This window comes from Embleya sp. NBC_00888 (assembly GCF_045207655.1).
Lineage (GTDB): Bacteria > Actinomycetota > Actinomycetes > Streptomycetales > Streptomycetaceae > Embleya.
In genome coordinates this window covers 1,455,121-1,479,992 of the sequence record NZ_CP108784.1, presented here as the reverse complement: position 1 = coordinate 1,479,992, position 24,872 = coordinate 1,455,121, and the positions used below count along the sequence as shown (strand labels likewise).

At 71.9% G+C, this 24,872-nt stretch carries 16 protein-coding genes and 4 tRNA genes; 5 read left to right on the top strand and 15 right to left on the bottom strand.

Going from position 1 to position 24,872, the window contains the following annotated elements:
* Positions 1-36 precede the first annotated feature (36 nt).
* Positions 37-957 carry a DMT family transporter gene (locus tag OG948_RS05805; protein ID WP_406294345.1) on the top strand — a complete coding sequence of 307 codons (921 nt, stop codon included), beginning with the start codon at positions 37-39 and terminating at the stop codon, positions 955-957.
* 7 nt (positions 958-964) lie between these two features.
* Here the strand turns inward: OG948_RS05805 and OG948_RS05800 are convergent, their stop codons facing one another.
* Both OG948_RS05800 and OG948_RS05795 read right to left on the bottom strand, forming a co-directional pair.
* The gene (locus OG948_RS05800) at positions 965-2,218 is read right to left on the bottom strand and encodes an acyltransferase family protein (RefSeq protein ID WP_406294344.1); all 1,254 of its coding nucleotides are present in this window, start codon (positions 2,216-2,218) and stop codon (positions 965-967) included.
* Positions 2,219-2,437: 219 nt separating this feature from the next.
* On the bottom strand, positions 2,438-3,760 hold the full coding sequence (locus tag OG948_RS05795) for a cytochrome P450 (protein ID WP_406294342.1): 1,323 nt from the start codon (positions 3,758-3,760) through the stop codon (positions 2,438-2,440).
* A 381-nt stretch (positions 3,761-4,141) separates the two neighbouring features.
* Between OG948_RS05795 and OG948_RS05790 the strand changes: the two genes are divergently transcribed.
* Positions 4,142-5,590: a M28 family peptidase gene (locus OG948_RS05790; RefSeq protein ID WP_406294340.1), complete on the top strand. Its 1,449-nt coding sequence runs from the start codon at positions 4,142-4,144 to the stop codon at positions 5,588-5,590.
* A gap of 97 nt (positions 5,591-5,687) precedes the next feature.
* On the opposite strand, the gene OG948_RS05785 is transcribed toward OG948_RS05790, so the two are convergent.
* The 7 genes from OG948_RS05785 to OG948_RS05755 form a co-directional block, all read right to left on the bottom strand.
* The gene (locus OG948_RS05785; RefSeq protein WP_406294338.1) at positions 5,688-8,132 is read right to left on the bottom strand and encodes an endonuclease/exonuclease/phosphatase family protein; all 2,445 of its coding nucleotides are present in this window, start codon (positions 8,130-8,132) and stop codon (positions 5,688-5,690) included.
* A 450-nt stretch (positions 8,133-8,582) separates the two neighbouring features.
* Positions 8,583-8,656, bottom strand: a tRNA-Cys gene (locus OG948_RS05780).
* A 94-nt stretch (positions 8,657-8,750) separates the two neighbouring features.
* Positions 8,751-8,821, bottom strand: a tRNA-Cys gene (locus tag OG948_RS05775).
* 76 nt (positions 8,822-8,897) lie between these two features.
* Positions 8,898-8,968, bottom strand: a tRNA-Cys gene (locus OG948_RS05770).
* 94 nt (positions 8,969-9,062) lie between these two features.
* Positions 9,063-9,133: transfer RNA gene (locus OG948_RS05765), tRNA-Cys, on the bottom strand.
* Positions 9,134-9,425: 292 nt separating this feature from the next.
* Complete coding sequence (locus tag OG948_RS05760) at positions 9,426-10,325, bottom strand: glutathione S-transferase C-terminal domain-containing protein (protein ID WP_406294336.1); 900 nt, start codon at positions 10,323-10,325, stop codon at positions 9,426-9,428.
* The gene (locus tag OG948_RS05755) at positions 10,322-12,220 is read right to left on the bottom strand and encodes an FAD/NAD(P)-binding protein (RefSeq protein ID WP_406294335.1); all 1,899 of its coding nucleotides are present in this window, start codon (positions 12,218-12,220) and stop codon (positions 10,322-10,324) included. The genes OG948_RS05760 and OG948_RS05755 overlap by 4 nt, the downstream gene beginning before the upstream one ends.
* A gap of 1,077 nt (positions 12,221-13,297) precedes the next feature.
* Here OG948_RS05755 and ssuE point away from each other — a divergent pair.
* The 3 genes from ssuE (at position 13,298) to OG948_RS05740 (ending at position 16,672) form a co-directional block, all read left to right on the top strand.
* Positions 13,298-13,831 (top strand): NADPH-dependent FMN reductase, encoded by a 534-nt coding sequence (gene ssuE, locus OG948_RS05750; protein ID WP_406294334.1) that lies wholly within the window; start codon positions 13,298-13,300, stop codon positions 13,829-13,831.
* Positions 13,832-13,902: 71 nt separating this feature from the next.
* On the top strand, positions 13,903-15,030 hold the full coding sequence (locus tag OG948_RS05745; RefSeq protein ID WP_406294332.1) for an LLM class flavin-dependent oxidoreductase: 1,128 nt from the start codon (positions 13,903-13,905) through the stop codon (positions 15,028-15,030).
* Between the two features lie 13 nt (positions 15,031-15,043).
* Positions 15,044-16,672, top strand: a complete 1,629-nt coding sequence (locus OG948_RS05740; protein WP_406294330.1) for an NtaA/DmoA family FMN-dependent monooxygenase — start codon at positions 15,044-15,046, stop codon at positions 16,670-16,672.
* A 39-nt stretch (positions 16,673-16,711) separates the two neighbouring features.
* Here the strand turns inward: OG948_RS05740 and OG948_RS05735 are convergent, their stop codons facing one another.
* From OG948_RS05735 to OG948_RS05710, 6 genes are all read right to left on the bottom strand, one after another.
* Entirely contained in the window at positions 16,712-17,656 is a 945-nt protein-coding gene (locus OG948_RS05735) for a glutathione S-transferase C-terminal domain-containing protein (protein WP_406294329.1), read from the bottom strand.
* 461 nt (positions 17,657-18,117) lie between these two features.
* Positions 18,118-19,173: an LLM class flavin-dependent oxidoreductase gene (locus OG948_RS05730; RefSeq protein ID WP_406294328.1), complete on the bottom strand. Its 1,056-nt coding sequence runs from the start codon at positions 19,171-19,173 to the stop codon at positions 18,118-18,120.
* Positions 19,170-20,915: a dipeptide ABC transporter ATP-binding protein gene (locus tag OG948_RS05725; protein ID WP_406294326.1), complete on the bottom strand. Its 1,746-nt coding sequence runs from the start codon at positions 20,913-20,915 to the stop codon at positions 19,170-19,172. The genes OG948_RS05730 and OG948_RS05725 overlap by 4 nt, the downstream gene beginning before the upstream one ends.
* Positions 20,912-21,772, bottom strand: a complete 861-nt coding sequence (locus OG948_RS05720) for an ABC transporter permease (RefSeq protein ID WP_406294325.1) — start codon at positions 21,770-21,772, stop codon at positions 20,912-20,914. Before OG948_RS05720 ends, OG948_RS05725 begins: the two co-directional genes overlap by 4 nt.
* Positions 21,773-21,774: 2 nt before the next feature.
* The gene (locus OG948_RS05715) at positions 21,775-22,707 is read right to left on the bottom strand and encodes an ABC transporter permease (protein WP_406294323.1); all 933 of its coding nucleotides are present in this window, start codon (positions 22,705-22,707) and stop codon (positions 21,775-21,777) included.
* Positions 22,707-24,353 (bottom strand): ABC transporter substrate-binding protein, encoded by a 1,647-nt coding sequence (locus tag OG948_RS05710; RefSeq protein ID WP_406294322.1) that lies wholly within the window; start codon positions 24,351-24,353, stop codon positions 22,707-22,709. The genes OG948_RS05715 and OG948_RS05710 overlap by 1 nt, the downstream gene beginning before the upstream one ends.
* Between the last annotated feature and the right edge of the window lie 519 nt (positions 24,354-24,872).

Genomic DNA, 24,872 nt, shown 5'->3' with positions numbered 1-24,872 from the left:
CATCCTCTTCGATCCAGAGATTGAGGGGACACGGCCGTGAGTCGTCGTGGAGCGTTGTTGTTCGCGTGCATGTGCGTGATCTGGGGGATCCCGTACCTGCTGATCAAGGTCGCGGTGGACGAGGTCTCGCCGGGCGTGCTGGTGTTCGTGCGTACCGGCCTCGGGGCCCTGCTGCTGTTGCCGTTCGCGTTGCGCGGTGCGGGGCTGCGCGGGCTCACCCCGTACAAGTGGCCGCTCCTCGTCTTCGCGGTGACCGAGTTCGTCGGGCCCTGGTGGCTGCTCTCGGACGCCGAGCGGCGGCTGTCCAGTTCGACGACCGGGCTGCTGATCGCGTCGGTGCCGATCTTCGGCGCGGTGCTCGTGTACCTGACCGGTGGCACCGAGCGTATGGGGGCGGTGCGCTGGATCGGGCTGGCGATCGGGTTCGGCGGGGTCGCGGTGCTGGCCGGGCCGACGCTCGGCGGCGGGGATCCGTGGGCGGCGGTCGAGGTGCTCGCGACCGCGCTGTGCTACGCCGGTGCGGCGCTGGTGGCCGAGCGCAGGCTCAAGGAGGTGCCGAGCCTGCCGATGACGGTGGTCTGCCTGGGCTTCACCGCGCTGGTGTACATACCGCTCGCCGCCGCGCAGTGGCCCGCTCACGTGCCGGGCGGCAAGGCGCTCGGGGCGATGGGGGTGCTGGCGCTCGTGTGCACCGCGATCGCGATGGTGATCTTCTTCGAGCTGGTGCGCGAGGTGGGCGCGGCGCGGGCCACGGTGATCACGTACGTCAACCCGGCGGTCGCGGTGGCGGCCGGCGTGTTGATCCTGGACGAGAAGTTCACGGTGGCGATCGGGGCGTCGTTCGTGCTGATCCTGGGCGGGGCGGTGCTGGCGACCCGCAAGAACGCGACGCCGGTCGCGGCGACGGAGGACGCGCCCGAACTGCCGGGAGCGGTGGACGCCTCCGAGCGCTGCTAGATGGTCCTCACGTCGGCGCCCGGTTGAGCGGGTCACGTTCGGTCGGGTCGGCGGGTTGGTGGGTCGGTGTGGTGGTGGGGGGACGGGGAGTGAGGACCCGGGGCGGGGCTTCGGCAACCCGGGCGGGGGCGGCGGTAGCCGGGCGGCGCGGGCGGGACCAGCGCTGTATGAGGGGGAGTTCGTAGTAGCGGTAGACCGCCAGGGACAGGGCGATGGAGGCAGCGGTCAAGGTCGTGACGATCAGGGTGCCGGGTAGTGGGGTGAAGGTTTTCTCGACGCCGAGCATGTGGCGGATCGTCAGCATGAGTGGGTAGTGGGTCATGTAGAGGGCGAAGGATGCCTCGCCCAGCGCGATCAGGTACGGATGGCGCATGACCCGGGTGCGGCCCTGGAGGTCGGCCTGGGTGAGGGCGGCGATGATCAGGGCGAGTGGGGCGGCCATGGCCATGCCGAGGGCGTATTGGGCGGGGAGATAGGCCGGCGCCACGAAGACGACCACCGCGGGGGCGGCGACCTGCGCCCGGTTCAGGTGGGGCCAGCGGCCGCTTCGGATGAGGCGGGCGGTGAGGATTCCGAGGGCGAACTCCGTGAGCCGCACCGGCGGGCAGAGGTAGACGAACCAGAGGCTGGTCGCGTTGACGGGCAGCCAGTCGTACAGGGGTGGCCCCGGGACGAGGGTGGAGACCAGCGGCATCAGCAGCGTGGCCGCGGCCAGCACCGCCCAGCAGGCGGTCAGCCGCCGGGTGGGAATCCTCGACGCGGCGGTGAGGAGCGCGGGGAAGAGGGCGTAGAAGAACGCCTCGCAGGAGATCGACCAGGCCGGGGCGTTGAAGCTGAAGAAGAAGTCCGGGTCCGGGATCCAGCTTTGCAGCAGGAACAGGCCCGCCACCGCGGCGCCGATGCTGTCGCCGTCGGCCAGCACGGTGGCCGGCGTGGCGCTGATGACGGCGAAGAAGGCGACGGCCAGGGCCCAGCCGATGACGTGATTGGGGACGATCTTCCACAGGCGCCGGCGCCAGAACGCCCGCCGTGACTCTCCCGGGGTGTGCGCCCAGGTCAGGACGAATCCCGACAGCACGAAGAAGCCGCTGACCGCGCCGGTGGCAATCGGCTCCATGACCGCCAGCGGGCTGTCCAGCCCCACATCGAAGATGCCCGAGATGAGGGTCAGGTGACACAACACCACGGTGAGTGCGAGGACGAACCGCAGGCTGGTCAGCGCGGGAAGACGTACGGGGAGGACCTTGTCGGGGTCGGACATCGGCTGGATCGTTTCCTTGGTCGGGGCCGCCGGCGCTCCGGATGAGTGCTCCTCGGGCGTGCGGACGGCGCCCGGGTCTCGGTGGGAAGGGCACCCGAGGGAGATCTCACGTGTGCTGGATGTGCAGGGTGCGCCGGATGTGCCGGGTGCGCAGGCCGAAGTCGCGGGCCCCGGTTCCGGCCGGGAGAGCGGCGGTGACGTACGGCTTCCCGGCGGTGTTCACCCGGCGTCCCCCGATCCGACAGGTCCGACGGGTCCGACCGCTCCGACCGGTCCGGCCGGACCGCCGGTCGTGTGCACCGGAAGGCTGTGCAGGTGGCGCAGACCGCCCCCGTGCCAGTACAGGCCGGCCGGGTCGGCGGCCGGAGTGAGCAGGGGCAGGCGGGTGAACAGCCGGGTCAGCGCGATGCGGGTCTGCGCGCGACCCCGGGCGGCGCCGAGGCAGTAGTGCGCGCCGTGCCCGAACGAGAGGTGGCCGCGGGGCGTCGGGCGGTCGAGGCGGACTTCGGTGGGCCGGGGCCAGCGCCGCTCGTCGAGGTTGGTGTGCAGGAAGGACGCCACCACCACGTCGCCGGCCCGGATGGGCGTCCCGTCCAGGACCAGCGGCTCACGGGCCATGCGCCAGGCGCTGTGGTGGAACGGGGTGGACAGGCGCAGTAGTTCCTCCACCACGGCGTCGACGCGTACGGCGTCGCCGGACCGCAGCGCGGCCCGCACCTCGGGGCGCTGCATCGCGATCAGGGCGGCGGTGGGGATGACAGTCGTGAGTGACTCCACCATGCCGACGAGCAGCAGTCCCACCATCGCGGCCGTCTGCGGGCCGGTCAGACGCCCATCGCCGTGGGCGGTCAGCAGTGCCCGGGCGGCATTGTCCTGGCGTTTCCTGCGGGCGGTGGCCACGATCTGCAGGACCCGCAGTACGAAGGCCTGACCCGTGGCGCGGCCGTGCGGGGCGTCGGGGTGGCCGGCCAGGCCCGCGGCCATGGTGGCGCGTACGACGGCCGTCGCCCGGCCGGGGGTGATGTCGAACATCGAGGCGACACCCGCGGCGGCCAGCGGGATCGCGAGGTCGGCGACCAGGTCGCCCTGCGGCCGTCGGGCCAGGGCATCGACCAAGTCCTCGGTACAGGACTCGAGTTCCGCCTCGACGAGCCCCGCTTGGGCGGCCTGGAAGTAGGGGCTCACGATCCGGCGCATCCGGCGGTGCTCGGCGCCGTCGCGCGCCAGGAGTTGGGGCTCGGTGGACAGGAAGCTCTCGGGGTAGCGGGTGCGCGGCAGCCCGTGCGGTGTACTCGCGGAGAGGGCATTCACCACGGTCATGTCGTTGACCAGCCGCGGATCCGTGAGCATGGCCTGCGCGGCCGCATGCCCGGTCACCGCCCACGCCGGCAGCCCGCCGGCCAGCCGCACCGCCATCACACCGGGTCGCGCCGCGGGCGCCGCGTACCGTTCGGCGAAGCCCTGCGCGGGCACCGCCGGGCAGGACAGGGATGGCGCGCGCGACCAGGGCGCGGACAACGCTTCCGCTTCTTGCAAGGTCATGAATCTCCGAACCATCGGGAGATGGCGGCCCGACATGCCGTCACCGACGGAACGAAGCGTAATGAGCGGGATATTTGTGAACGAAATCAATAAGTCGCATGAATAGCCCAGGTGGTGGAAACGACCTACGAGCTCCACCATCGAGTGGCGACACCGCACGCGCCGGACCGCACGCGCCGGACCGCACGCGCCGCGCCGCGCCGCACCAAACGCATCGCATCGCACGCATCGCGCTGCGGCCGCATCGTACGCATCGCGCCGCATCGCGTCAGGCGCAACGCAACGCCCGCTCCGCACCCGCCCGCCCCCGACCCGACTCGCGAGTAACAAAGGTCCCCCTCGGGGCGGACACGACCCGGCCGGCCGTGGCATCGTGGCGGGATGACGAGCCGTGAGGGAAACGATTCGCGTCGGGGGAACGGCACGAACGGCACGAGGAGCCGGTCGCGCCGACCCTCCGAGGCCGAACTGCGGGCCGTGATAGAGCCGTTGGCCAAGATCGAGCGTCTGCCCACGTCGTCCGGCGAGCGCGAGGCCGCGCATCGGATAGCCGGGCTGCTGCGCGATCTCGGGGCGCGCGACGCGGTGGTGGAGGAGGAGCCCGCGTACGCGTCGTACGCGCGCCCGATCGGCACCCTCACCGCCCTCGCCGCCCTCGCCGGCCTGCTCGCGAAGCGTTCCCGTGTGGCCGCGACGCTGGTCGCCGGCGCCGCCACACTCGGTATCGCCGACGACATCTCCTACCGCGGCCAGTACGCGCGCCGCGCCCTCGGCGGCCGACCGCGCAGCGCCTACAACGTGGTTGCCTCCGTCGGCGACCCGGACGCGCCGCGCACCCTCGTGGTGACCGCACACCACGACGCGGCGCCCACGGGCGCGGTGTTCGACGAGCGGGCCGCGCGATGGGTCGCCACCCGCTACCCGCAACTGCTGGACAAGGCGAGCGAGAATCCGCCGATGTGGTGGCCGGTGGTCGCGGGCCCCGCGCTGATCGCGCTCGGCGCGGCCACCGGGCTTCGGGGCGTACGCCGAGCCGGAATCGGCCTCGCCGCGGTCAGTACCGCCGCGTTCACCCAGATCGGCCGCAGCCGCGCGGTCCCCGGTGCCAACGACAACCTGTCCGGGGTCGCCGTACTGGTCGCGCTCGCCGCCACGCTGCGCGACGAACCCGTCGACGGCGTACGGGTGTTGCTCGTCTCGGCCGGTGCCGAGGAGGCGCTTCAGGAGGGCATCCGGGGATTCGCCCGTCGGCACTTCCCCGAACTCGACCGTGAGCGCACGTGGTTCCTGAACGTGGACACCGTCGGCTCGGGCAACCTCGTCCTGTTGGAGGCCGAAGGCCCGTTGCGGATGGAGCCGTACGACGTCCCCTTCAACAACCTGCTCTCCGAGTGCGCCACCCGCAACGACATCGCGGTGCTGACCGGCTTGCGCTCGCGCAGTTCCACCGACGGCGTGGTGCCCAACCGCCACGGCTACCCGACGGCGACCCTGGTCTCGATCGACGACCAGAAGCTGATCCCGCACTACCACCTGCACACCGACCTGCCCGAACACGTCGACTACGACTGCGTCGCGGACGCCTGCGCACTCACCGAAGCCGCCGCACGAGCCTTGTCCCCGACCGAAGTTCCCACCCCGGCCGACCCGCCGACCCGCACCGACCCACCGATCCGCCCCCAGTCACCAGCCCGCCCCCAGTCACCGGCCCGTACCGAGTCGCCGGCCCGCCCCCAGTCACCGGCCCGCACGGACTCGCCGGCTCCCACCGACTCGTCGGCCCGCACCGACCCACCGGCTCCCACCGACCCACCCACCCCGGCCGCATAACCCACGCGCGGCCCCCACAACCCTCGCGCCCGGCGCCGAACACGGCACCGGGCGCGAGGTGACCTTCCGTCAACTCTCGGATCGCGTCACACCCGACTCAGGACCGCTCGAACAGCTCCTCCCACAACCGCTCCAGGCAATCCAGGAAGTCGTTGCCCGTGCTCGGGTGCACGCGCAGCACCTGCGGATCGTGATCGCTCGCCTGGTCCGCGAACGCCGCGTTCACGTGCACGATGTCGTACTCGAACCGGGTGAGCCGAGGGCTGGTCAGGATGTGGTCGAGCATCTGGCTGTTGCCGTTGAACACGTATCCCCAGCGCTCGTTCGCGGGCAGCGTGTCGACCATCGTGCGCAGCGCGCCGCCGTCGGTGAGCGTCTTGAGCGTCGGCGAGAACGCGAAGTCGTTCAGGTCGCCGAGCACCACCAGGTTCGCCCTCGGGTCGGACTTCGACAACTCGTCCACGAAGCCGCGCAGCACCTTCGCCTGCGCCACCCGCTGGACCTCCGAGCTGCGCGTCGGCGGCTGGAACCGGCTGTCCAGCGCCTGGTCGCCGCCCTTGGAGGCGAAGTGGTTCGCGATCACGAACACCGTCTTGCCACGGAAGCGGAACTCCGCCGCGAGCGGCTTGCGGCTGTTCTCCCACGCCGGGTCCGCGGGGGAGACCCGACCGGGCGACTGGGTCAACTGGGTACGCCCCAGCCAGTCCTTGCGCACGCCCACCGCGCTGGTGGGGCCGCCACCGGGACGGTCCACGAACTCGACGCGCGTAGCGTCGAACAGGAACGCGTTGCGGATGTTGCCGCCCGGCTGGCCGCCGTCCTTGCCGTCGACCGGCTCGATCGAGCGCCACGCGTAGGTCGGGCCTCCCGCCGCCTTGATTGCCGCGACCAGCTTGTCCAGCGTCTGATCGGCCGCGACCACACCGTCGTTGGTCGGTCCGCTGTTGTCCTGGATCTCCTCCAGAGCCACCACGTCCGGCGTGGACAGGTTGGTGACGATGCCCTTCGCGAGCCGGTCGAACTTGGCCTGGGCGTCCTTGGGGGAGAGGTTCTCCACGTTGTACGTGGCGACCGCGAGTTCGGTGTTCTTCTGGTCCCGCGTGGTCTCCGGCGTCAGTGCGCCCTTGACCACCTTGCCCAGGGTGGTCGCGGCCAGCGCGTACCCGCCGAAGTTGTCGTACGTCAGCGGTCCCGTGGTGGTGCCGGTGAGCGTGTCGCCTACGTTCGCCTGTGGGAACGGCTCCTGGGAGAACGGGATCAGCGAGGAGACCTTGAGCCGGCCGCCGTTCTGCGCGTCGTACCCGGCGTACAGCGTGCCGCCCTGCGCGGTCGCGTTCTGCGTCGGTTCCAGGGTGACCCACAACTCGCCGAACGAGGTGCTCGGGCCGACCACACGCGATTCGCCTACGCGCGTCAACTGGCCTTCGAGCGACTCGTACAGGTCCAGCGCGTACTTCGACGGCTCCAGCGCGAGCGCCTCGATCGACGGCGTCCCGGCCGGCACGTACGCGTCCGGCAGGGTCGCCGCGTCGAGCGTGACCGGCGCGGGCAACGCCTGGCCGGACGCGTCGATCACCCAGGTCGCGCCGGTGAGTTGGGTCAGCGACTGGCCGCCGATGCCGATGCCGCCCGGGTAGAACTCCTCGACCTTGCCGGTCACCTTGACCGCGTCGCCGACCGCGACCTGCGGGGTGACCGTACCGGTGAACACGAACAGCCCCTCGGACGTGCGGGGATCACCGTCCGGTTGGATGTCCTGGAACCAGAAGCCACGCGCGCTGCCGAAGGTCCGCACACCGGTCACCACACCCGGAACACTGGTCACCCGGGCGCCGTTCTTCGGCGACACCCGGGTGGTGCCCTGGATTTCGTGGATGCGCGCGTTGGTCGGCTCGGGTTCGCCCGGACCACCGGGGTCGGTCGGACCCTGTCCACGCGCGTTGAGCGGCGTCGGCGCGCCCGCCGCGAAGTCCACGCCGTTGTCGTCGGTGTCCGCGAGCGCGGAAGTACGGGCCACCGACGCCGAGTTGGAGGCGCCGCTCGCCGGGGTGCCCTCGCGGACCACCGCGTCGCCGTAGCCCGCGACGTCCACGACGCGCGCGTCGGCGAGGCAGTCCACCGCGGTCAGGCAGGTCAGTGCGGTGGTGCCGCGAACCAGCGCGACCGTGCCGCCGGTACCGGACATGTTGATCGAGCCCTGCGCGTCCGGCGTGGGCAGCACGAGCGTGCCGCCGGCGCCCTTGGCCTCGCCGATCAGGTACCGGCCGCCGGGTGCCACCGCACCGGTCAGCGGGGTGACCTGCCACGCCGAGGTCGGCTTGGGCGCGGCCGGGAGGTACTGCACGCTCCAACCGTCGACCGCGACCGCGGCCGAACCCTTGTTGCCCAACTCGATGAAGTCATTGGTCAAACTGGCGCCGCTGTTGCCGCCGCCGCCGTACACCTCGGCGAGCAGCACGTCCACGGCCGGCGCCGCGACGGCGGGAGCGGGTGCGATGACGAGCGCGCCGCCGGCGAGGGCGCCGGCCACGGTCGTGGCCACGACACCGATCCGTCGCCGCCGCGAACTCGGCACGGATCGTCGTCGAGACGATTGTTGACGGAATGTCACCCAGGGCCTCCGAAAAGCGAAAGGGACAGGTTCGGGACATTCTCGGGACTCCGGGTGAACGGCGTCCATCCTTTGGGCGGCCCGAAGGGGACCAAGGTTCACCCGGAGCCCGAATCTTCTTCCCAGCACCCGTCACACGCCCACCGGCGCGCCGACGGCGGCCCATCCTTGTCGTTTCCGGGCCGACCTTGTCGTTCCCGGTACCGACCTTGTCGCCCCCCGCGCGGATCGCGCGAACACCGGCCCTGCGCCGAAGCTCACACCCGGCCCTGCGCCGAAGCCCACACCGACCGCGCGAACACCGGCCCCGCGCCGAACGTCGCGCCCGACAGGGCCCACACGCCCGGGCCGCAACGGGACCCCAAGTCCCGCGCACCACACTGGAGATGGAGGCGGGATTCGAACCCGCGTGCACGGTTTTGCGGACCGCTGCCTCGCCTCTCGGCCACTCCATCACATCCGACCAGACCACCGCGTCCCGTCGGCCGGGTGACACAGGGCGTTTCGCCCCACGCCCCCGTCCGACGATCGCGTTTTGTTCCTCCTTCGAGGTGGAGACGGGATTCGAACCCGCGTGAACGGCTTTGCAGGCCGTTGCCTAACCTCTCGGCCACTCCACCCTGTACAACCGCGTCCCGTCGACCGCCCGTACGAAGCCCTCGGCTCCGCACGGCGCGACCGGCGGTCCGTCCTGCGAGATGGAGGCGGGATTCGAACCCGCGTGCACGGTTTTGCGGACCGCTGCCTCGCCTCTCGGCCACTCCATCACATCCGACCAGACCACCGCGTCCCGTCGGCCGGGTGACACAGGGCGTTTCGCCCCGCGCCCCCGTCCGACGGTCGCGTTTTGTTCCTCCTTCGAGGTGGAGACGGGATTCGAACCCGCGTGAACGGCTTTGCAGGCCGTTGCCTAACCTCTCGGCCACTCCACCCGGCCGGGCCGAAGCCCGGTCGATCCATCCATCCGGCCGGTTAACACCCGACCCGACCCGACCCGACCCGACCGGTATCGGTCGCCACCACCCGACCGGTGTCGGGCGATCCGGTGGGCCTCGACACCGGATCGCCCGCCCCCCGGGGATGCGCCGCGGACCCCCTCCGCCCGGCGGCACCCCCCAACCGGTCCCGCGCCCCGGGATCCCCAGCGCGCACGCGTCCCTACGTGCGGCGCATCCCGCAGGACCGACACCGACCCGACCCCGCGTCGGATCGGCGAGTCGACGGTCAGCCCAGCGACGCCCGATCGTGCGGCGCCGCCCAGTGCTCGGCGGTCGGCGAGGCCGGCGAATCCGGGAACCGGCGCTGCGCGTTCTCCGCCTGCACCGCGAGATCGGTGGTCTCGCGGAACTCCGGCCTGGTGTACAGGTCACGCGCGTACGCCCACAGGTTGGGGTAGTCCACCAGCGTGCGACCGTCCGCGCCGATCGCCGCCCGGTAGGTCTGCGTGAACCGCAGCAGCTTCACCCAGAACCGGATGTCCGAGATGGTCAGCCGATCACCGAACAGGTAGCGCTTGTCCGCCAGATGCGCGTCCGAGCGCTCCAGCGTGTGGATCGTCTCACCCTCCTCCGACGTCCACAGGCCGCCCTTGCGCGCGGCGGTCGCGAAGTCCGCGTCGGTGACGTCGATCGCCTCGCGCAGATCCTCCGGATACAGGTCCGGCGCCTGCTCGCCGATCAGTGCGGTGAAGCTCGTGGCCAGGTTGTTCGGGATCGCGTTGAACGCGTTCGCCACGATCCGGCCGCTGTTCCGGTCCCACAGGGTCGGCACCGAGATGTGACCCGCGTACCCGGGTTCGGTCGCCTCGTAAGCCTCCCGCAGCAGAGTGAAGCCGTTCACCGGGTCCGGGCCGAACCGCTCCCGGAACGCCCAGCCGCGGGAGTCGCGTTCCTCGTCCACATACGACGCGCTCACGATCTCGGTGAGACCGCGCGCATGTCGCACGATCGCCGCGATATGCGCCCACGGGCAGCCGTGCGACAGGTACAGGTGATACCGGCCGGCTTCCTCCGGGAATTGCGGATCGCCGATCCGACCGGCGAACGGGTACTGCGGATCGGTGACCGCGTACGGGCCGTACGTGTCGACGTCGACGGGGCTCGCGTAGCCGAGCTGAGTTGTCACCGGGTGGCTCCTGTCACGAGTTCCAGCCGATCGGGGGTCCGATCGGCAGCGGGATCGACGTCCCGCAGATGATTGAGTACGCCCCGGACCAACGCGTCGTTGACCCGAAACGCCGGCGCGTCGAAGCGGGGCCGGGAGAACCCCGCGCTCCCGGCACCGCCCGATACGCCGTGTCCGACCGCGAACCGGCCGGGGTGCGCGTCGCCGCGCGCGTTGACCACCCGGCGGTCATCGGCCCGGGTGCACAGCCGTCCCGCCGAGTCCGTGGACGCGTCGCCGCGCGCGGCCAACCGGCGCAGCAGCACGTCCCGGGTGCGCTTGAGCGAGGGCTCCGGCAACCGGGCCTCCACCAGAGCGCGGGCACGCACCCGCGCCCGCGGCAGACTCGGACTCGCCGCCCGCCAATCGCCGGCCTGCTCGTCCGCCGCTATCTCCACGTCCTCGCCGAGAAAGCGGATCACCCCGGCCCGGGCCAACGCGAGCAGTTCCTCCAGGCGCGGCCCCGGCGGACCGCTGGCCAGGTAGCTGAAGAAGCCCAACAGCCGGGTCGTGTCCGGCACCGGATCACCCGCGTCCTGAAGTCGCAGCACCACCCCGTACACGCTCAACAGCGCGTGTATCGTCGCCAGATCCTGGCTGTACGCGGGATCGTGCCGACGGGTCAGATCGGCCTCGATGTGCGCGTGCATCCACTCCTGGAGCGCGCCCTCGTCGGCGAACCGCCGCCCCTGCACCGGCCGATCCAGCCGCGCCTGGTCGAACCGGTCGGCCGGATCCGGCACCGCCCGGGCGATCAGCTCGCTCGGATCGGCGGCCGCGGTGAACTCCGCGTCGAACTCGGCCCATTCCATCGTGGTGCGCTCGCCGTGCGCGGTGAACAACCGGTGGTAGTGCGCACCGGCCAACTCCTTGCCGATCAACGGCCAGGGGTCGTCCGCCTCGCGTGCCGCCTCCACGGTGAAGTGCCGTGGCAGCGGCGGGCGTTCCCCGGTCCATGGATAGCCGGTCTTGGACCGGTAGGGCACCCCGCGCCGAGACGCCGCCAGCAGCAACGGCTCGCGCCCGGACGCCCGATAGCGCAGCACACCGGTCGAGTCCCGCTCGAACGTGCCGCCCCGGCCGTGACTGAGCCGCACCATCAAGTCCACGAACGCCAACCCGATGCCTCGCACCAGTACCGGTTCACCCGGGCGCAACGCGTCCAGGTCCAGGTCCGCGGTGTACCCGGTGGGGAGGTACGCGAGCCCGTGCCGGCGGGCGAACCCGATCTGCTTGCGCTCGTGCGGCGTCGGCTCGCTGTCCAGGTGGCCCTGGGCCAGGATCACCGCGTCCACCCGGAGCGGCGGCCGGCGCCCGGCCAGATGCACCAACTGCCGGCGCGGGCCCTCGGTGACGTCCACCACCGTCGCCTGGTGCACGATCACCCGCACGTTGGGCGGCGCCTCCTCGACGGTGGATCGGAAGAACCACGCGAGATAGGCGCTGAGCAGCGGCCGGGACGGGAACGAGGTCGGCCCGCATGCGGCCAACTCCTCAGCGAACGGCTCCAGTTCGTCGGCCCCGCGACCCTCGCGCAGCTCTTCGGTGCGGTCCGCGGCCCATTCGGCCAACGAGGGCCCCGGCCGGATCGGTCCCTCGATCGTGGACACCTCGTCGGTGAACAGCGTGATGTCGCAGGCCAACGAGTTCGCCCAGAGCAGCGGCGACTGGGCCCGCCGCCACACCCGACCCGCGCCCGGCGGGTAGGGATCGACGATGTGCACGTGCAGCGGGCGGTCGCCGAGCAGTTCGGGCACGTTGGCCAAGAGGCGTTCGAGGACGGACGTGCCGCCGGGACCCGCGCCGACGATGCAGACGGCGACGGGGCGGAGGCGGCCGGACGGATGGTCGGGCATGGCTCTCCCCTCGTGGGGGTGTGGCAAGAGAACGCGAACCGTCACCGGCGTCCGGGCACGGGGACGCCGGGGCGAGGGTTCGGCGGATGGGAAGGGCCTTGCGCCACAAGGCCGGGTGCGCAACCCGGGCGGGAGCTCAGGATTCCTCGGGACAGACCGAGGAGCGCGGCGGCGAGGTCAGCCGCGCGGACGACACAGCCCGCCGGCCACACGACACAGGTCGATGTGGCGGCACGACACGAGGAAGAGGTCGGGGCTCACGACATCGAAGCTACGGAGCCGCCCGACGAATTGTCAACGTCGATCCCACGCGGTCGCCTTCGAGCAATTGACCGAGCACCGCCCGGCGGGTTAGGTTCCGGAACATCTCGCCGTGGCGCTCCGCCACGGCCCAGCGAGGGGATCCCGGTGGCGCAGCACGCGCGACACAGCGACGGGGCGGTCATGTCCGCCGCCGGTTGGCTGCTGTCCGCCCGCCTCCACATCGACCTCGGGCGCGTCACCAGCGCCGCTTGTTGTCGCTGACCGCAGGCCGCGGTCCCGGCCGCGCCATCCGCGTCGCCCCGATCGGGACCCGACCGCCACACCCGGCCGCCGCGCCACACGCCCTCCGGCACGTCGCGACGCCCGCGTAGGCCCGTTCGCGACCCCACGGGGACCGACCGGACCCGACCCGACTCCCGGGCAGGGCACCGCCGGCCACCGATCGCGATCGCCGTTCGAGCGACCCGCGTGGACGCACCGACCTCCGGGACCGGTCACCGGGGCGACCCTCGGGAAAGCCGCCGATCGGGGCCGACCGCTCGTCCGCCCCACCCGGCGGCCTCCCGCGCCAACCCCTCGCCACCCCTGACCAACCCCTGCGGGTCACCTCTCCGGTGACCCCCGACACCCCCTACCGTCGCCGGTCCTACCACTCGACCGCCGTCGGCACCACCCCTGATCAACCCCGACCAACCCCTGATCGACCCCGGAATCCCCAGAGAACCACCACCGGAATCCCCAGAGAACCACCAGGGAACCACCGGAACCACCACCGGAACCACCACCGGAACCACCGCGAACCGAGGTAAACCCATGGCAACCGTCCTGACCGTATGGGGCAGCCCCTCCGCGACCTCACGCACCGGCGTGGTCGCCCGCCACGTCGCCGCCAGGCTGACCGCCGACGGACACGACGTGTCCACCCTCGCCGTGCGCGACCTGCCCGCCCGGGCGCTCCTGCACGCCGACTTCGCCGACCCGGACCTGCGCGCCGCACTGACCCGGGTCGCCGACGCCGACGCGCTCGTGATCGCCAGCCCGGTGTACAAGGCCGCCTACAGCGGCGTGCTCAAGACGTTCCTGGACGTGCTCCCGCAATTCGCGCTGCGCGGCAAGGAGATCCTTCCGGTGCTCACCGGCGGCACCCCCGCGCACGTGCTCGCGCTCGACTACGCGCTGCGCCCGGTGCTGACCTCGCTCGGCGCCGACCACGTCGCGCAGGGCTGGTTCGTGCACGAGCGGTACGTCGGTGCCGACGGCGGGATCGAGGCCGAGGGCGTCGCGCCGCTGGAGGAACTCGCCGACGCGTTCTCCGCCCGGCTGCGCCGCCCGGCCGCCGTCGCCTGACCCGCTCCGGTCGGCGCCCCGGTCGCCGACCGGGGCGCAGGCCGACCCGCCCGTACGACAAGGGAGTTCGCATGACCACCGGCCATCTCCACCTCGGTGTCGCGCTCGACGGCGCGGGCCGCCACCCCGCCGCGTGGCGCTCGCCGCACGCCCGCCCCGCCGAGTTGTTCGACCCGCGCTACTGGGTCGAACTGGCCCGCACCGCCGAACGCGGCCTGCTCGACTTCATCCGCCTCGACGACTCGCTGGGGCCGCCTTCGCCGCGGGTACCGGGCCGGCTCGACGCGGTCTCGGTGGCCGCGCGGGTGGCGCCCGCCACCGAGTCGATCGGCCTGATCCCGGCCGCGACCACCACGCACACCGAGCCGTTCCACGTGTCCACCGCGATCGCCACCCTCGACCACGTCAGCCGAGGCCGAGCCGGCTGGTGGCCGCTGCCGTCCCGGACCGGCATCGAGGCCCGCCACTTCGGCCGCAAACCCGTCGCGACGCCCGGCGAACTCGCGGACGAACAAAGCGAGTTCACCGACGTGGTGAGCAAGTTGTGGGATAGCTGGGAGGACGACGCGATCATCCGCGACGTGGCCACCAGCCGATTCCTGGACCGGGAGAAACTGCACTACGTCGACTTCGAGGGCACCTGGTTCGACGTCCGCGGGCCCTCCATCACACCGCGCCCACCGCAGGGCCGACCGGTGATCGGGATCACCGTGGACGGCCCCGACACGCTGGAGATCGCCGCCCGGTTCGCCGACGTGCTCTTCGTCGACGCGACCGGCCCCGACGAGGCCCGCCGACTGCGCGAGCGCGCACACGCCATCGCCGAGGGCAACGGCCGCGACCCGGCCGAGCTGCGGGTACTCGCCGAGATCACCGTGCACCTGGCCGGCTCCGACGCGCAGGCCCGCCGCGAACGCGCCCTGCTCGACGCGCGCTCGGACGTACCGGTCGCCGGCGGCCTCGGCTTCACCGGCACCCCCGAGGCGCTCGCGGATCGACTCGCCGGCTGGTACGTGGGCGGCGCGGTGGACGGCTTCACGCTGATCCCGGGCGTGTTGCCACACGACCTGGACCGGATCGTCGAGGACCTCGTCCCGCTGCTGCGCGAACGCGGCCACACCCGTACGGCCTACACCGCGCCCACCCTGCGCGGCCACCTGGGCCTGCCGCTGCCCGCCAACCGCTACGCCCGGACCTGAGGAGGGGTCACCGATGCCCGAACCCAGCAACCCCCAGCCCAGCAACCCCCAGCCCAGTAACGCCCAGCCCAGCGACACCCAGCCCAGCGACACCCGGCCCGGCAACCCCCAGCTCAGCGACACCCGGCCCGGCAACCCCCAGCCGCACAGCTCTCAGCCCGACAACTCCCGGTCCGGCAGCCCCCACCCCCGCGCTCCGCAGCCGGGCGCCTCGCCGTCCCGCGCCCCCAGGTCCGTCGACACCCGCTCCCGCGCCTCCCGATCCAAAGACCCGGCGCACCGCACGCGCATCCACCTCGCCGCACACTTCCCCGGCGTCAACAGCACCACCGTCTGGAGCGATCCGCGCTCGGGCAGCCAGATCGACTTCGACTCCTTCGAACACCTCGCACGCACCGCCGAGCGCGGCCGCTTCGACTTCTTCTTCCTGGCCGAAGGCCAGCGCCTGCGCGAACACCAGGGCAAAATTTTCGAGTCGGACGTCGCGGGCCGCCCGGACGCGCTCACCGTGCTGGCCGGACTGGCCGCGATCACCGACCGGATCGGCCTGGCCGCGACCGCCACCGCCACCTACAACGAGCCCTACGAACTCGCCCGCAAGATCGCCTCGCTCGACCACCTCAGCGCCGGCCGCGCCGCTTGGAACGTGGTCACCTCGCCGGACGCCTGGACCGGGGAGAACTTCCGCCGGGGCGGCTTCCTGCCGCGCGAGGAACGCTACGAGCGGGCCATCGAGTTCGTCGAGGCCGCCCGCACGCTGTGGGACAGCTGGGCCCCGGACGCGCACGTCGCCGACCCCGAAGGCGGCGTGTTCGCGACCCCCGACGCCGGGCGGTTCGACTACCACGGGCGGCACTTCGCCATCGAGGGCCGCTTCACGGTGCCGCGCACCCCGCAGGGCCGCCCGGTGCTGATCCAGGCCGGCGACTCCGAGGACGGACGCAAGTTCGGCGCCGCCCACGCGGACGTGATCTTCTCCCGGCACGGCGAATACGACGCGGGCCGGGCCTTCTACGCGGACATGAAGGGCCGCGCCGCCCGCCACGGGCGCGGCCCGGACGAGCTCAGGATCCTGCCCGCGGTGACCGCGGTGATCGGCGCGACCACCGAGGAGGCACAGGAGAAGGCCGCCTGGATCCGCCGGCAACAGGTCAGCCCGCGCAACGCGATCCAGTTCGTCGAACAGGTCTGGGGCCGCGACCTGTCCGACCTGGACCCCGACGGCCCGCTGCCGGACTTCGACCCGGTCACCGACGGCACCACGATCGCCCGGGGCCGGGTCCGCACCGGCGGCGACCCGCTCGAAGTGGCCCGTACCTGGCGCGAACTCGCGGCAGCCAAGGGCGGGTTGAGCCTGCGCGAGGTGGTGATCGAGGTGGCCGCCCGACAGACGTTCATCGGCACCGCCGCGCACGTCGCCGAGCGCATGGAGGTGCACGTACGGGACGGGGCGAGCGACGGCTTCATCCTGGTCCCGCACCTGACCCCGACCGGACTGGACGAGTTCGTCGACCAGGTCGTGCCGATCCTGCAGGAACGCGGCGTCTTCCGCGCCGAATACGAGGGCACCACCCTGCGCGAACACCTGCGCCTGCCGGCACCGCGCCCGGCCGGCGCGCACCGGACCGACGTGGCGGTGTGAGCCCCCGGGATCCGGGCCCGCACCGCCACGCCGCGGGGATCACGTCCAATCGTTGAGTGCGATCGACACGCCCGAGGCCGCCGGACCCCGACAGTGGCTCCGGTGGTTTCGGGCGATGTGGTCCAGCCGCAGGTTGTCGCGGAACGCCGGGATCAGGTTCAACCGCCGTGCGTACGCCCACAGATGCGGGTGCGCCGCGAGCCGGTGCACGTCCTCGGCGTCCAGGTGCCGCTTGTGCACCGCGTCCAGGTGCACGAGCGTGGTCCACAACTGCACGTCCGCCGCGGTGAGCCGGTCACCCAGCAGGAACGGCCGTACCGCGAGCCGCCGTTCGGCCACCGCCAGGGTGGCCAGCACGGTGCCCATGGCCTCGGCCCGACGCGATCCCGCCGGTGCCCGCCCGGCCCGCTGCGCGGCGTCGGTGACGTCCTCCTCGAACAACGTGTCCAGCGCGCACATCTCCTCGCGCCGCTCCGCCGGATACAACTCGGGCCCGCCGTCGAAGCCGGTGGCCAGGTCGCGCAGGATGTGCGGCGCGTGGTTGCTGACGACCCGTCCGCTCCACCGGTCCCACAACACCGGTACCGTCACCGGCCCGTCGTAGTGGTACTCGGTCGCCTCGTACGCCTCACGCAGGAACGCGAACCCGCCCACCGGGTCCAGGCCGTGCCCGTCCCCGTCCCGAAACGCCCAACCGCGCCCGTCGCGGATCGGGTCCACCAGCGAGGTGCCCACGGTCGCGCCCAGACCCTTGAGGTCGCGCGTGATGGCCACCCGCAACGAACGCGGGCAGGCCAGGCACAGGTAGAGGTGGTAACGATTGGGCTCGGCGCGAAAACCAGCCCCGAGCCGGCCGCGAAAGCGCTGCATCGGCGGGCGGATGCCCTCCAGACCCGGCAGCGGCGATCCGGGGTGGCGGACGCGGTAGCGCCCGTGGGTGCGGAAGTCGATCGGTCCGGCGGCCTTCGGGGATGTCGTGGACATACGGGTCTCCCTCGCGCGGGTCGTGGAGTGTGGCAACGGTCGAGACGGCACGGCACGGCGTGGTCCGACCCGGATGCGGGCGGACCGGTGGCGTGGAACTCAGACCGCGCTACAACTCGCGCTGCACACGCGCAGGAAGTCGATGTGGCGGCGGATCAGAAGGTGAACGGCAATCAGGACCCGCGCCCCGGGCAATCCCGAGCGGGGGCCCGCGTGACACACGCAGCCGTCCATGACTCGTGATTATTCGCGCTCGAGACAGCCCCCCGCAAGAGCCCCGCACCGATCGCCGCCACATCGGCACCCACCCCCTCGGCGCCACCCGCACCCGACCCGCCCAGGGGCCCGGACGGGCGTCCACGAACGCCGGCCCGGCCCATGCGCGACCCGGGATCCCGGACGGGCGTCCACGCACGCCCGCCGGGCCCGAGCCCGCCCAAACCCCACCCCCTCCCGCGCGTTCAGGCAGCCCGGTCCCACACCCGCGAAGGAATCGCCGCACGCAGCGCCGGAGCCACCTCGCCCGCGAACAGCTCCAGCACCGCCAGCCGTTCCGCGCGATCGAGCCCCTCCGTCCCGATCGCCTGCACCTGATGCCCGTAAGCCGCGTGGTAGCGGCCGATCTTGTCCACGATCTGCGCCGGACTACCCACCAGGGCAGGCCCGTTCGCCACGTTGTCCTCCAACGACGTGAACGGCGAACGATTGTGCTGTGCCGCCGCCGACCTGGCGAACGCGTCGTAGTAGGGCCGATAGCGCGCCAGCGCCTCCTGCGACGTGGACGCCACATAGCAGCCACCCGCGCCCGACCCGACCACCGCGTCCGCCGGATCACGCCCGTACGCCGCCCAGCGCTCGCGATAGTGGTCGATCAGGTCGGCGTACTTGGCCATCGGATGGAAGCCGTTCGCGGTGAACAGCGGATCGCCCCACTTGGCCGCCAACTCGGTGGACGCCCGGCTCGTCGCGCTGCCGTGCCAGATCACCGGTGCCCGCCCGTCCGCACGCGGGAACGGCCGCGGATAGGTGGTGACCTCGTGCAGCGGACTGCGAAAACGCCCGGACCAGGTGACCCTCTCCTCGCTCCACAACCGGCGCAGCAGCTCGAACTTCTCCTCCTGAAGCTCCCACTGATCGTCCTCGACCAGCCCGAACAGCGGGAAATGGCGCGGGTCGTTGCCCTTTCCGACCATCAGATCCAGCCGACCCCGGGACAACTGGTCCAGCGTCGCGTAGTCCTCGGCCACCCGCACCGGATCCAACACGCTGATCACGGTCAACGTGGTCAACAGCCGGATCCGCGACGTGCGCTGCGCCACCGCCGCCAGAATCACCGGCGGCGCCGAGGACAGGAACGGCTCACCGTGCCGCTCACCCACCCCGAACGCGTCGAAGCCCAACTCCTCGGCCAGTGCCGCCGTCTCGACCAACTCCGCCAACTGCTCGTGCGCCGGAGCCCGGTGCCCGGTGAGCGGATGCGGCGCGTTGGCGCCCAACGTGAACACGGCGAACCTCACGACACCGCTCCCAACGGCTGCGGGCGCCGACGCCCGGGAATGGCCGCGATCAACTCGCGGGTGTACGCGTGCGTGGGCGCCGACAGCACCTGCTCGCACGCGCCCTTCTCGACCAGCCGACCGGCGCGCAACACGGCCACCCGGTCGGCGATCTGGCGCACCACCGCCAAGTCGTGCGAGATGAACAGATAGCTGATCCCCAACTCGTCCTGGAGCCGGCCCAGCAACTCCAGAATCTGCGCCTGAACCGAGACATCCAGCGCCGACACCGGCTCGTCGCACACCACCAGATCCGGCTCCAACGCCAACGCCCTGGCGATCGCCACCCGTTGGCGCTGCCCGCCGGACAACTCGGCCGGTTTGCGCCGCAGCACGCCCTCGGGCAGCGCCACCTGGTCGATCAACGCCGCCGCCCGGGCCCGCTGCTGCGCGCGCGTGCCGACCCGGTACGCGCGCAGCGGCTCCTCGACGATCTCGGACACCGTGAAGCGCGGATCCAGCGAGGCGTACGGATTCTGGTACACCAACTGCATCCGCCGGCGCAGCGCGCGCAACTCGCCGCGCCCGGGCCGGGTCACCTCCCGCCCCTCGATCAGGACCCGACCCTCCGTCGGGGTCTCCAGGCCCAGGATCATCCGCACCGTGGTCGACTTGCCCGAACCCGACTCGCCCACCAGCGCCAGCGTCTCGCCCCGGCGCACCGTGAACGACACGTCGTCCACCGCGCGCAGCGTACGCGCGCCCTCCTTGGTCCGGGGCAGCGCGAACTCCTTGACCAAGCCGGTCACGGTCAGCAACGGCTCGGCCCGCGGCACCGGTTCGCGCACCGGACGCGGCCGGGCCCGACGCGTGGTCAGGCTCGGCGCCGCCGCGATCAGCTGCCGGGTGTACGGGTGTTCGGGATCGGTCAGGATCCGCGCCGCGGGCCCCTGCTCGACCACCGTGCCCTGGGACATCACCACCACCCGCTGCGCGCGGTCGGCGGCCACCCCCAGATCGTGGGTGATCAGCAGCATCGCCGTACCGTGCGCGTGGGTGAGTTCGTCGATGTGGTCCAGGATCCGCCGCTGCACGGTGACGTCCAGCGCGCTGGTGGGCTCATCGGCGATGACCAGCCGGGGCCGGCAGGCCAGCGCGATCGCGATCAGCACCCGCTGGCACATGCCACCGGACAACTCGTGCGGGAACTGCCGTGCCCGGACCTCCGGCTCGGGCAGGCCCGCCTCATCGAGCGCGGCCACCGCGCGCTGCGCCGCCTCCTTGCCGCTCGCCAGACCGTGCACGATCAGCGCCTCGGCGACCTGATCGCCGATCCGCCGCACCGGGTTGAGCGAGAGCATCGGGTCCTGCGGGATGAACCCGATCGATCGCCCGCGCACCCGCCGCAGTTCGCGCTCGCGCAGCGTCAACAGGTCACGGCCCTCGAACAACACCCGACCCGCGCCGACCCGGCCGCCGGCCGGCAACAACCCCACGATCGCGTGCGCGGTCGTGCTCTTGCCCGAACCCGACTCGCCCACCACCGCGACCACCTCACCGGGCGCCACGCTCAGGTCGGCGGCGGTCACCGCGTCCACCGGGCCGCGGGAAGTCCGGTAGGACACCCGCAGCCCCCGGATCTCCAACAACGGGTCCACCGAGGTCGCCACCACCGACAACGCGGCCGACGCCCTTCCCACACCCGCGACTTCGGACTCCCGCACGGGGGAGTCGCCGGCGAGCCCCTTGCTCGTCTCCCTCATCGGTCCTGCCTCCGTTCTCCGTCCAAGGCCCGCGAGATGCGGTTCGCGGACAACACCGTCGCCGCGATCACCAGGCCGGGAAATGTGGTCAACCACCACGCCGTGGCCACGAAGTTGCGCCCATCGGCCACCAACACGCCCCACTCCGGGGTCGGCGGCGGCGCACCGAAGCCCAGAAAGCTCAGCGCCGACACCGACAGGATCGCGATGCCGAACTCCAACGCGGCCATCACCAGCACCGGCCCGGACGCGTTCGGCAGCACATGCCGGGCCAGAACCGCGCCCGAACGCACCCCGCTCGCCCGCGCCGCCTCCACGTACACCGACGAACGCACCCGCAACACCTCTGCCCGCATCACCCGGGCGAAGCCCGCGACACTGGCCACACCCACCGCGATCGCCACCTTGGTGGTGCCGAAGCCCAACGCGCCGACCAGCGCCAGCGACAACAACAGGCGCGGGATCGCCTGCAACACGTCGACCACACGCATCACCACGTCGTCCAACCACCCGCCGAAGAACCCGGACAACAAGCCGAGCCCCCCGCCCACCACCAGCGCCACCAGCACCGCCACGAACGTGGCCCGCAACGACAGCGAACTGGCGTACACGACCCGGGTGAACAGGTCGCGCCCGAGCTGATCGGTACCGAACAGGTGCTCCGCGCTCGGCCCCCGCAACTTGTCCCGGGGCGTGCCCACCAGCGGGTCATCGTCGGTGAACAACCCCGGAAACAGCGCCGCGAGCAGCACCAGCACGAACACCACCAGCGACAACGTCAACCCGGGACGGCGCAGCACGAACCGCGCGTGCCCGCGCGCCGCGGGCAGCACCCCCGTCGGGAAGGCCACGGCCATCGTCACACCGTCCTTCCCACGCGCGGATCCAGCACCGGATACAACAGATCCACCACCAGCGCGACGGTGACGAACACCACCGCCGCGAGCAGCACCACCCCCTGCACCATCGCCAGATCCTGGGTGTCCACCGCCGCCGCGGTCAGCCGGCCGACCCCGGCCCGGGAGAACACCGTCTCCACCACCACCGACTCCACCAGCACGTTCCCCGTCACCACCGCCGCCAGCGTCAGCGCCGGCAGCGACGCGTTGCGCAACGCGTGCCGCAGATGGATCCGCAGCCGGCCGGCCCCCTTGGCCCGCGCGGTCTGCACGTAAGGCTCCTCCAGGGCCGTGGTCATGCTCTTCGCCAGCACCTGCGCGACCATCGCGCCCGCCGGCAGCGCCAGCGTGATCGCCGGCAACACCAGGCTCTCGAAGCCGTCGTTGCCCAGCGCCGGCAGCAGCCCCCACTGGAAGGACACCACCTGCACCAGCAGCAACCCCACCCAAAAGCCCGGCATCGAGATCCCGATCGCCGGCAACGACAACAACACCTGGCGCAGCGCCCGCAACGGGGTGAACGTCGCCGCCAGCGCCAACCCGCCACCGCCGAACACCGCCAGCGCCATCGCGAACCCGGTCAACGCCAGGGTCTGCGGCAACGCGTCCGCGATCGTGCGCGCCACCGGCGCCCCGGTCTGCGCCGACGTGCCCAGATCCCCGGTGAGCGCGTCGCCCAACGCGTGCGCGTACTGCACGTAGAGGGGATCGTCCAGGCCGTGCGCGGCGCGTACCGCGTCGATCTGCGCCTGCGTCGCGGTGCCCTCCAGACCACCCAGCTTGATCGACAACGAATCGCCCGGCAGCAGATACAGCACCACGAACGAGACGGTGAACGCCGCCCACAACACCACCACCGCCTGGAGCACGCGGCGCACCAGATACCCGCGCATCAGTTACTCACCCACGTGTCGTGGAACTGCAGGCGCGAGGACGCCTCGAAGCCGAGCCCGTGCACCTTCGGGCCCAGCCCGTGCACCTGGGACAACTCGAACAGCGGAATCACGTACGCGCGCTCGGCGACGATGCGCTGCGCCTGGGCGACCTTGGCGTCGCGCTGCGCGGGGTTCAGGTTCTGCGCCTGGTCGTCCAGCACGACGTCCAGCTCGCCCGAGGCGATCTTGAGCCGGTTGACCGTCTTGGTACCGAACAGCGTGCGCAGGATGTCCGGATCCGCGCGGGTGACGTTGTAGTACGCGAAGTCGTAGTCGCCCGCGCTCTGCACCTGGTTCTGCTCACCGGCGGCCAGCTTGCGCAGCCGCAGGTCCACGCCGACCTTGCGCAACTCCTGCTGGACCAGTTCCAGGACGGACTGGCTCGCGTTGAACAGCGGCGCGAAGATCACATCCACGCTCAGCCGACGCCCGTCCTTGGCCCGTATGCCGTCCGAGCCGGTCTTCCAGCCCGCCTCCTCCAACAGCCGCTTGGCGCCCTCGGGGTCGTACGCCAGTTCCGCGGACAGGTCGACGTAGCCGGGGGTGACCGAGGCCAGCGGCGAGGTCGCCGCCTTGTACTTGGGGGTGAGCACGGTCTGTGCCAGCTCGGGCCGGTTCACCGCCTTCTGGATCGCCCGCCGCACCGCATCCTCGGACAGGATCGGCCGGGAGACGTTGGCCTGGAGATTGAACACGACGCCCGGGTTGGGCCGGGTCAGCACGGTGTACCCGGAGGCGAACCGTGCCTCGTCCTGCGGCTGCACGTCGCTGATCGCGTCCACCTGGCCGGACTCCAGGCTGCCCGCCCGCACGCCGGACTCCGGCACGATCTTGAACACGAGCCGGTCCAGGTACGCCTCGCCCTGGTGGGCGAACAGCGACGAACCCCACCCGTACCCGGTCCGCTTGGCCAACTCCACGCTCTGGTTCGGCTTGTAGGAGCGCAGTGTGAACGGTCCGGAGCCGACCAGGTCGCCCTGGCAGCGCTGCTCCGGGGTCTTGGCCAGTGTGGCGGGGGAGAGCAGGCCCAGCGACATGGTCGAGGTGGCCTGGAGGAACTGGGCGCTGGGCGCCGAGAATTCGACCCGCACGGTGGTGGGGTCGAGCACGGTGGTGCCCTGGTACCCGGTCAGGTAGCTGCTCGCGATGGTGGCCTTGGCGCCCAGCGCGACCACGCCGTCGAGGTTGGCCTTGACCGCCGCGCCGTCCAGCGGCGCACCGTCCGCGAAGGTGACGCCCGGGCGCAGGTGGAAGGTGAAGCGGGTGGCCTGCGGGTCCACCTCCCACGAGGTGGCCAGCCACGGCTTGATCTCGCCGGTCTTGCCGTCCTGGTCGGTCAGCGAGTCGACGATCTGGCGGCCCACGTTCAGGCTCGCGTTCGCGCCGAACTGCTGCGGGTCCAGGCACGTGGGGTCGGCGGCCAGCGCGAAGGTGAGCGTGCCGCCGGCCCGCGGCGGGCCGACCTCGGCGGTGTTCGCGGCCTGACCGCCGCCGTTGTCGCAGGCACCGGCCAGCAGCGCGAGGGCGACCGCGGCGGCACCGGCTTCGGCGGCGCGACGCAGTCTTCGGGAGGGAGCGGGGGCGGCGAATGCCGAAATGCGCATGGGAATCTCCGGGCATGGCGAATTCACGCGGCGGCGCGCGTGATTTCGGGCAGGGATATTCCTCGATTCGCGCGAGCGCGCGGCATCGGACGCGAACGCGTCAAAAAACGCGCCGGCGCGGGACGCGGCGAATCGAGGGGGAGGTCGTGGAACGGCGGGCGGACGGCCCGGCGGCGATCACGGGGATCGTCGGCGGGCGTCCGGCGGCGGAGCAGCCCGGTCCGCGGGGATCAGCGGGTGCGACAGGCCGAGCTGTGCACGCGGCCGAAATCGACATGCCGGCGGGTGCACAGGGGAGTTCGCGGACGGCGCACGGCCGCGCCGCAGGGCGCGACGGCCTCGACACGCCGGGAGGAGACCCCGGGCGTGGAGGCGGTGACCGACACCACGAGCGTCATGACGTCCTTCGACAGGAATGGATCGATATCTGTGACTGCGTGAGCCTATCGAGTCATCCGCCGAGACAACAAGTGGCTATTCCGCTTTTCGGTCGGGGCCGGCCGGAAAGTCCGGTCCCGG

What these genes read in the sequence shown, in the direction of transcription:
- OG948_RS05740 (WP_406294330.1), top strand. Translation starts at nt 15,044, where the DNA reads ATGCCCGAACCCAGCAACCCCCAGCCCAGCAACCCCCAGCCCAGTAAC.
- ssuE (WP_406294334.1), top strand. Translation starts at nt 13,298, where the DNA reads ATGGCAACCGTCCTGACCGTATGGGGCAGCCCCTCCGCGACCTCACGC.
- OG948_RS05790 (WP_406294340.1), top strand. Translation starts at nt 4,142, where the DNA reads ATGACGAGCCGTGAGGGAAACGATTCGCGTCGGGGGAACGGCACGAAC.
- OG948_RS05800 (WP_406294344.1), bottom strand. Translation starts at nt 2,218, where the DNA reads ATGTCCGACCCCGACAAGGTCCTCCCCGTACGTCTTCCCGCGCTGACC.
- OG948_RS05710 (WP_406294322.1), bottom strand. Translation starts at nt 24,353, where the DNA reads ATGCGCATTTCGGCATTCGCCGCCCCCGCTCCCTCCCGAAGACTGCGT.
- OG948_RS05725 (WP_406294326.1), bottom strand. Translation starts at nt 20,915, where the DNA reads ATGAGGGAGACGAGCAAGGGGCTCGCCGGCGACTCCCCCGTGCGGGAG.
- OG948_RS05735 (WP_406294329.1), bottom strand. Translation starts at nt 17,656, where the DNA reads ATGTCCACGACATCCCCGAAGGCCGCCGGACCGATCGACTTCCGCACC.
- OG948_RS05795 (WP_406294342.1), bottom strand. Translation starts at nt 3,760, where the DNA reads ATGACCTTGCAAGAAGCGGAAGCGTTGTCCGCGCCCTGGTCGCGCGCG.
- OG948_RS05745 (WP_406294332.1), top strand. Translation starts at nt 13,903, where the DNA reads ATGACCACCGGCCATCTCCACCTCGGTGTCGCGCTCGACGGCGCGGGC.
- OG948_RS05720 (WP_406294325.1), bottom strand. Translation starts at nt 21,772, where the DNA reads ATGGCCGTGGCCTTCCCGACGGGGGTGCTGCCCGCGGCGCGCGGGCAC.
- OG948_RS05755 (WP_406294335.1), bottom strand. Translation starts at nt 12,220, where the DNA reads ATGCCCGACCATCCGTCCGGCCGCCTCCGCCCCGTCGCCGTCTGCATC.
- OG948_RS05715 (WP_406294323.1), bottom strand. Translation starts at nt 22,707, where the DNA reads ATGCGCGGGTATCTGGTGCGCCGCGTGCTCCAGGCGGTGGTGGTGTTG.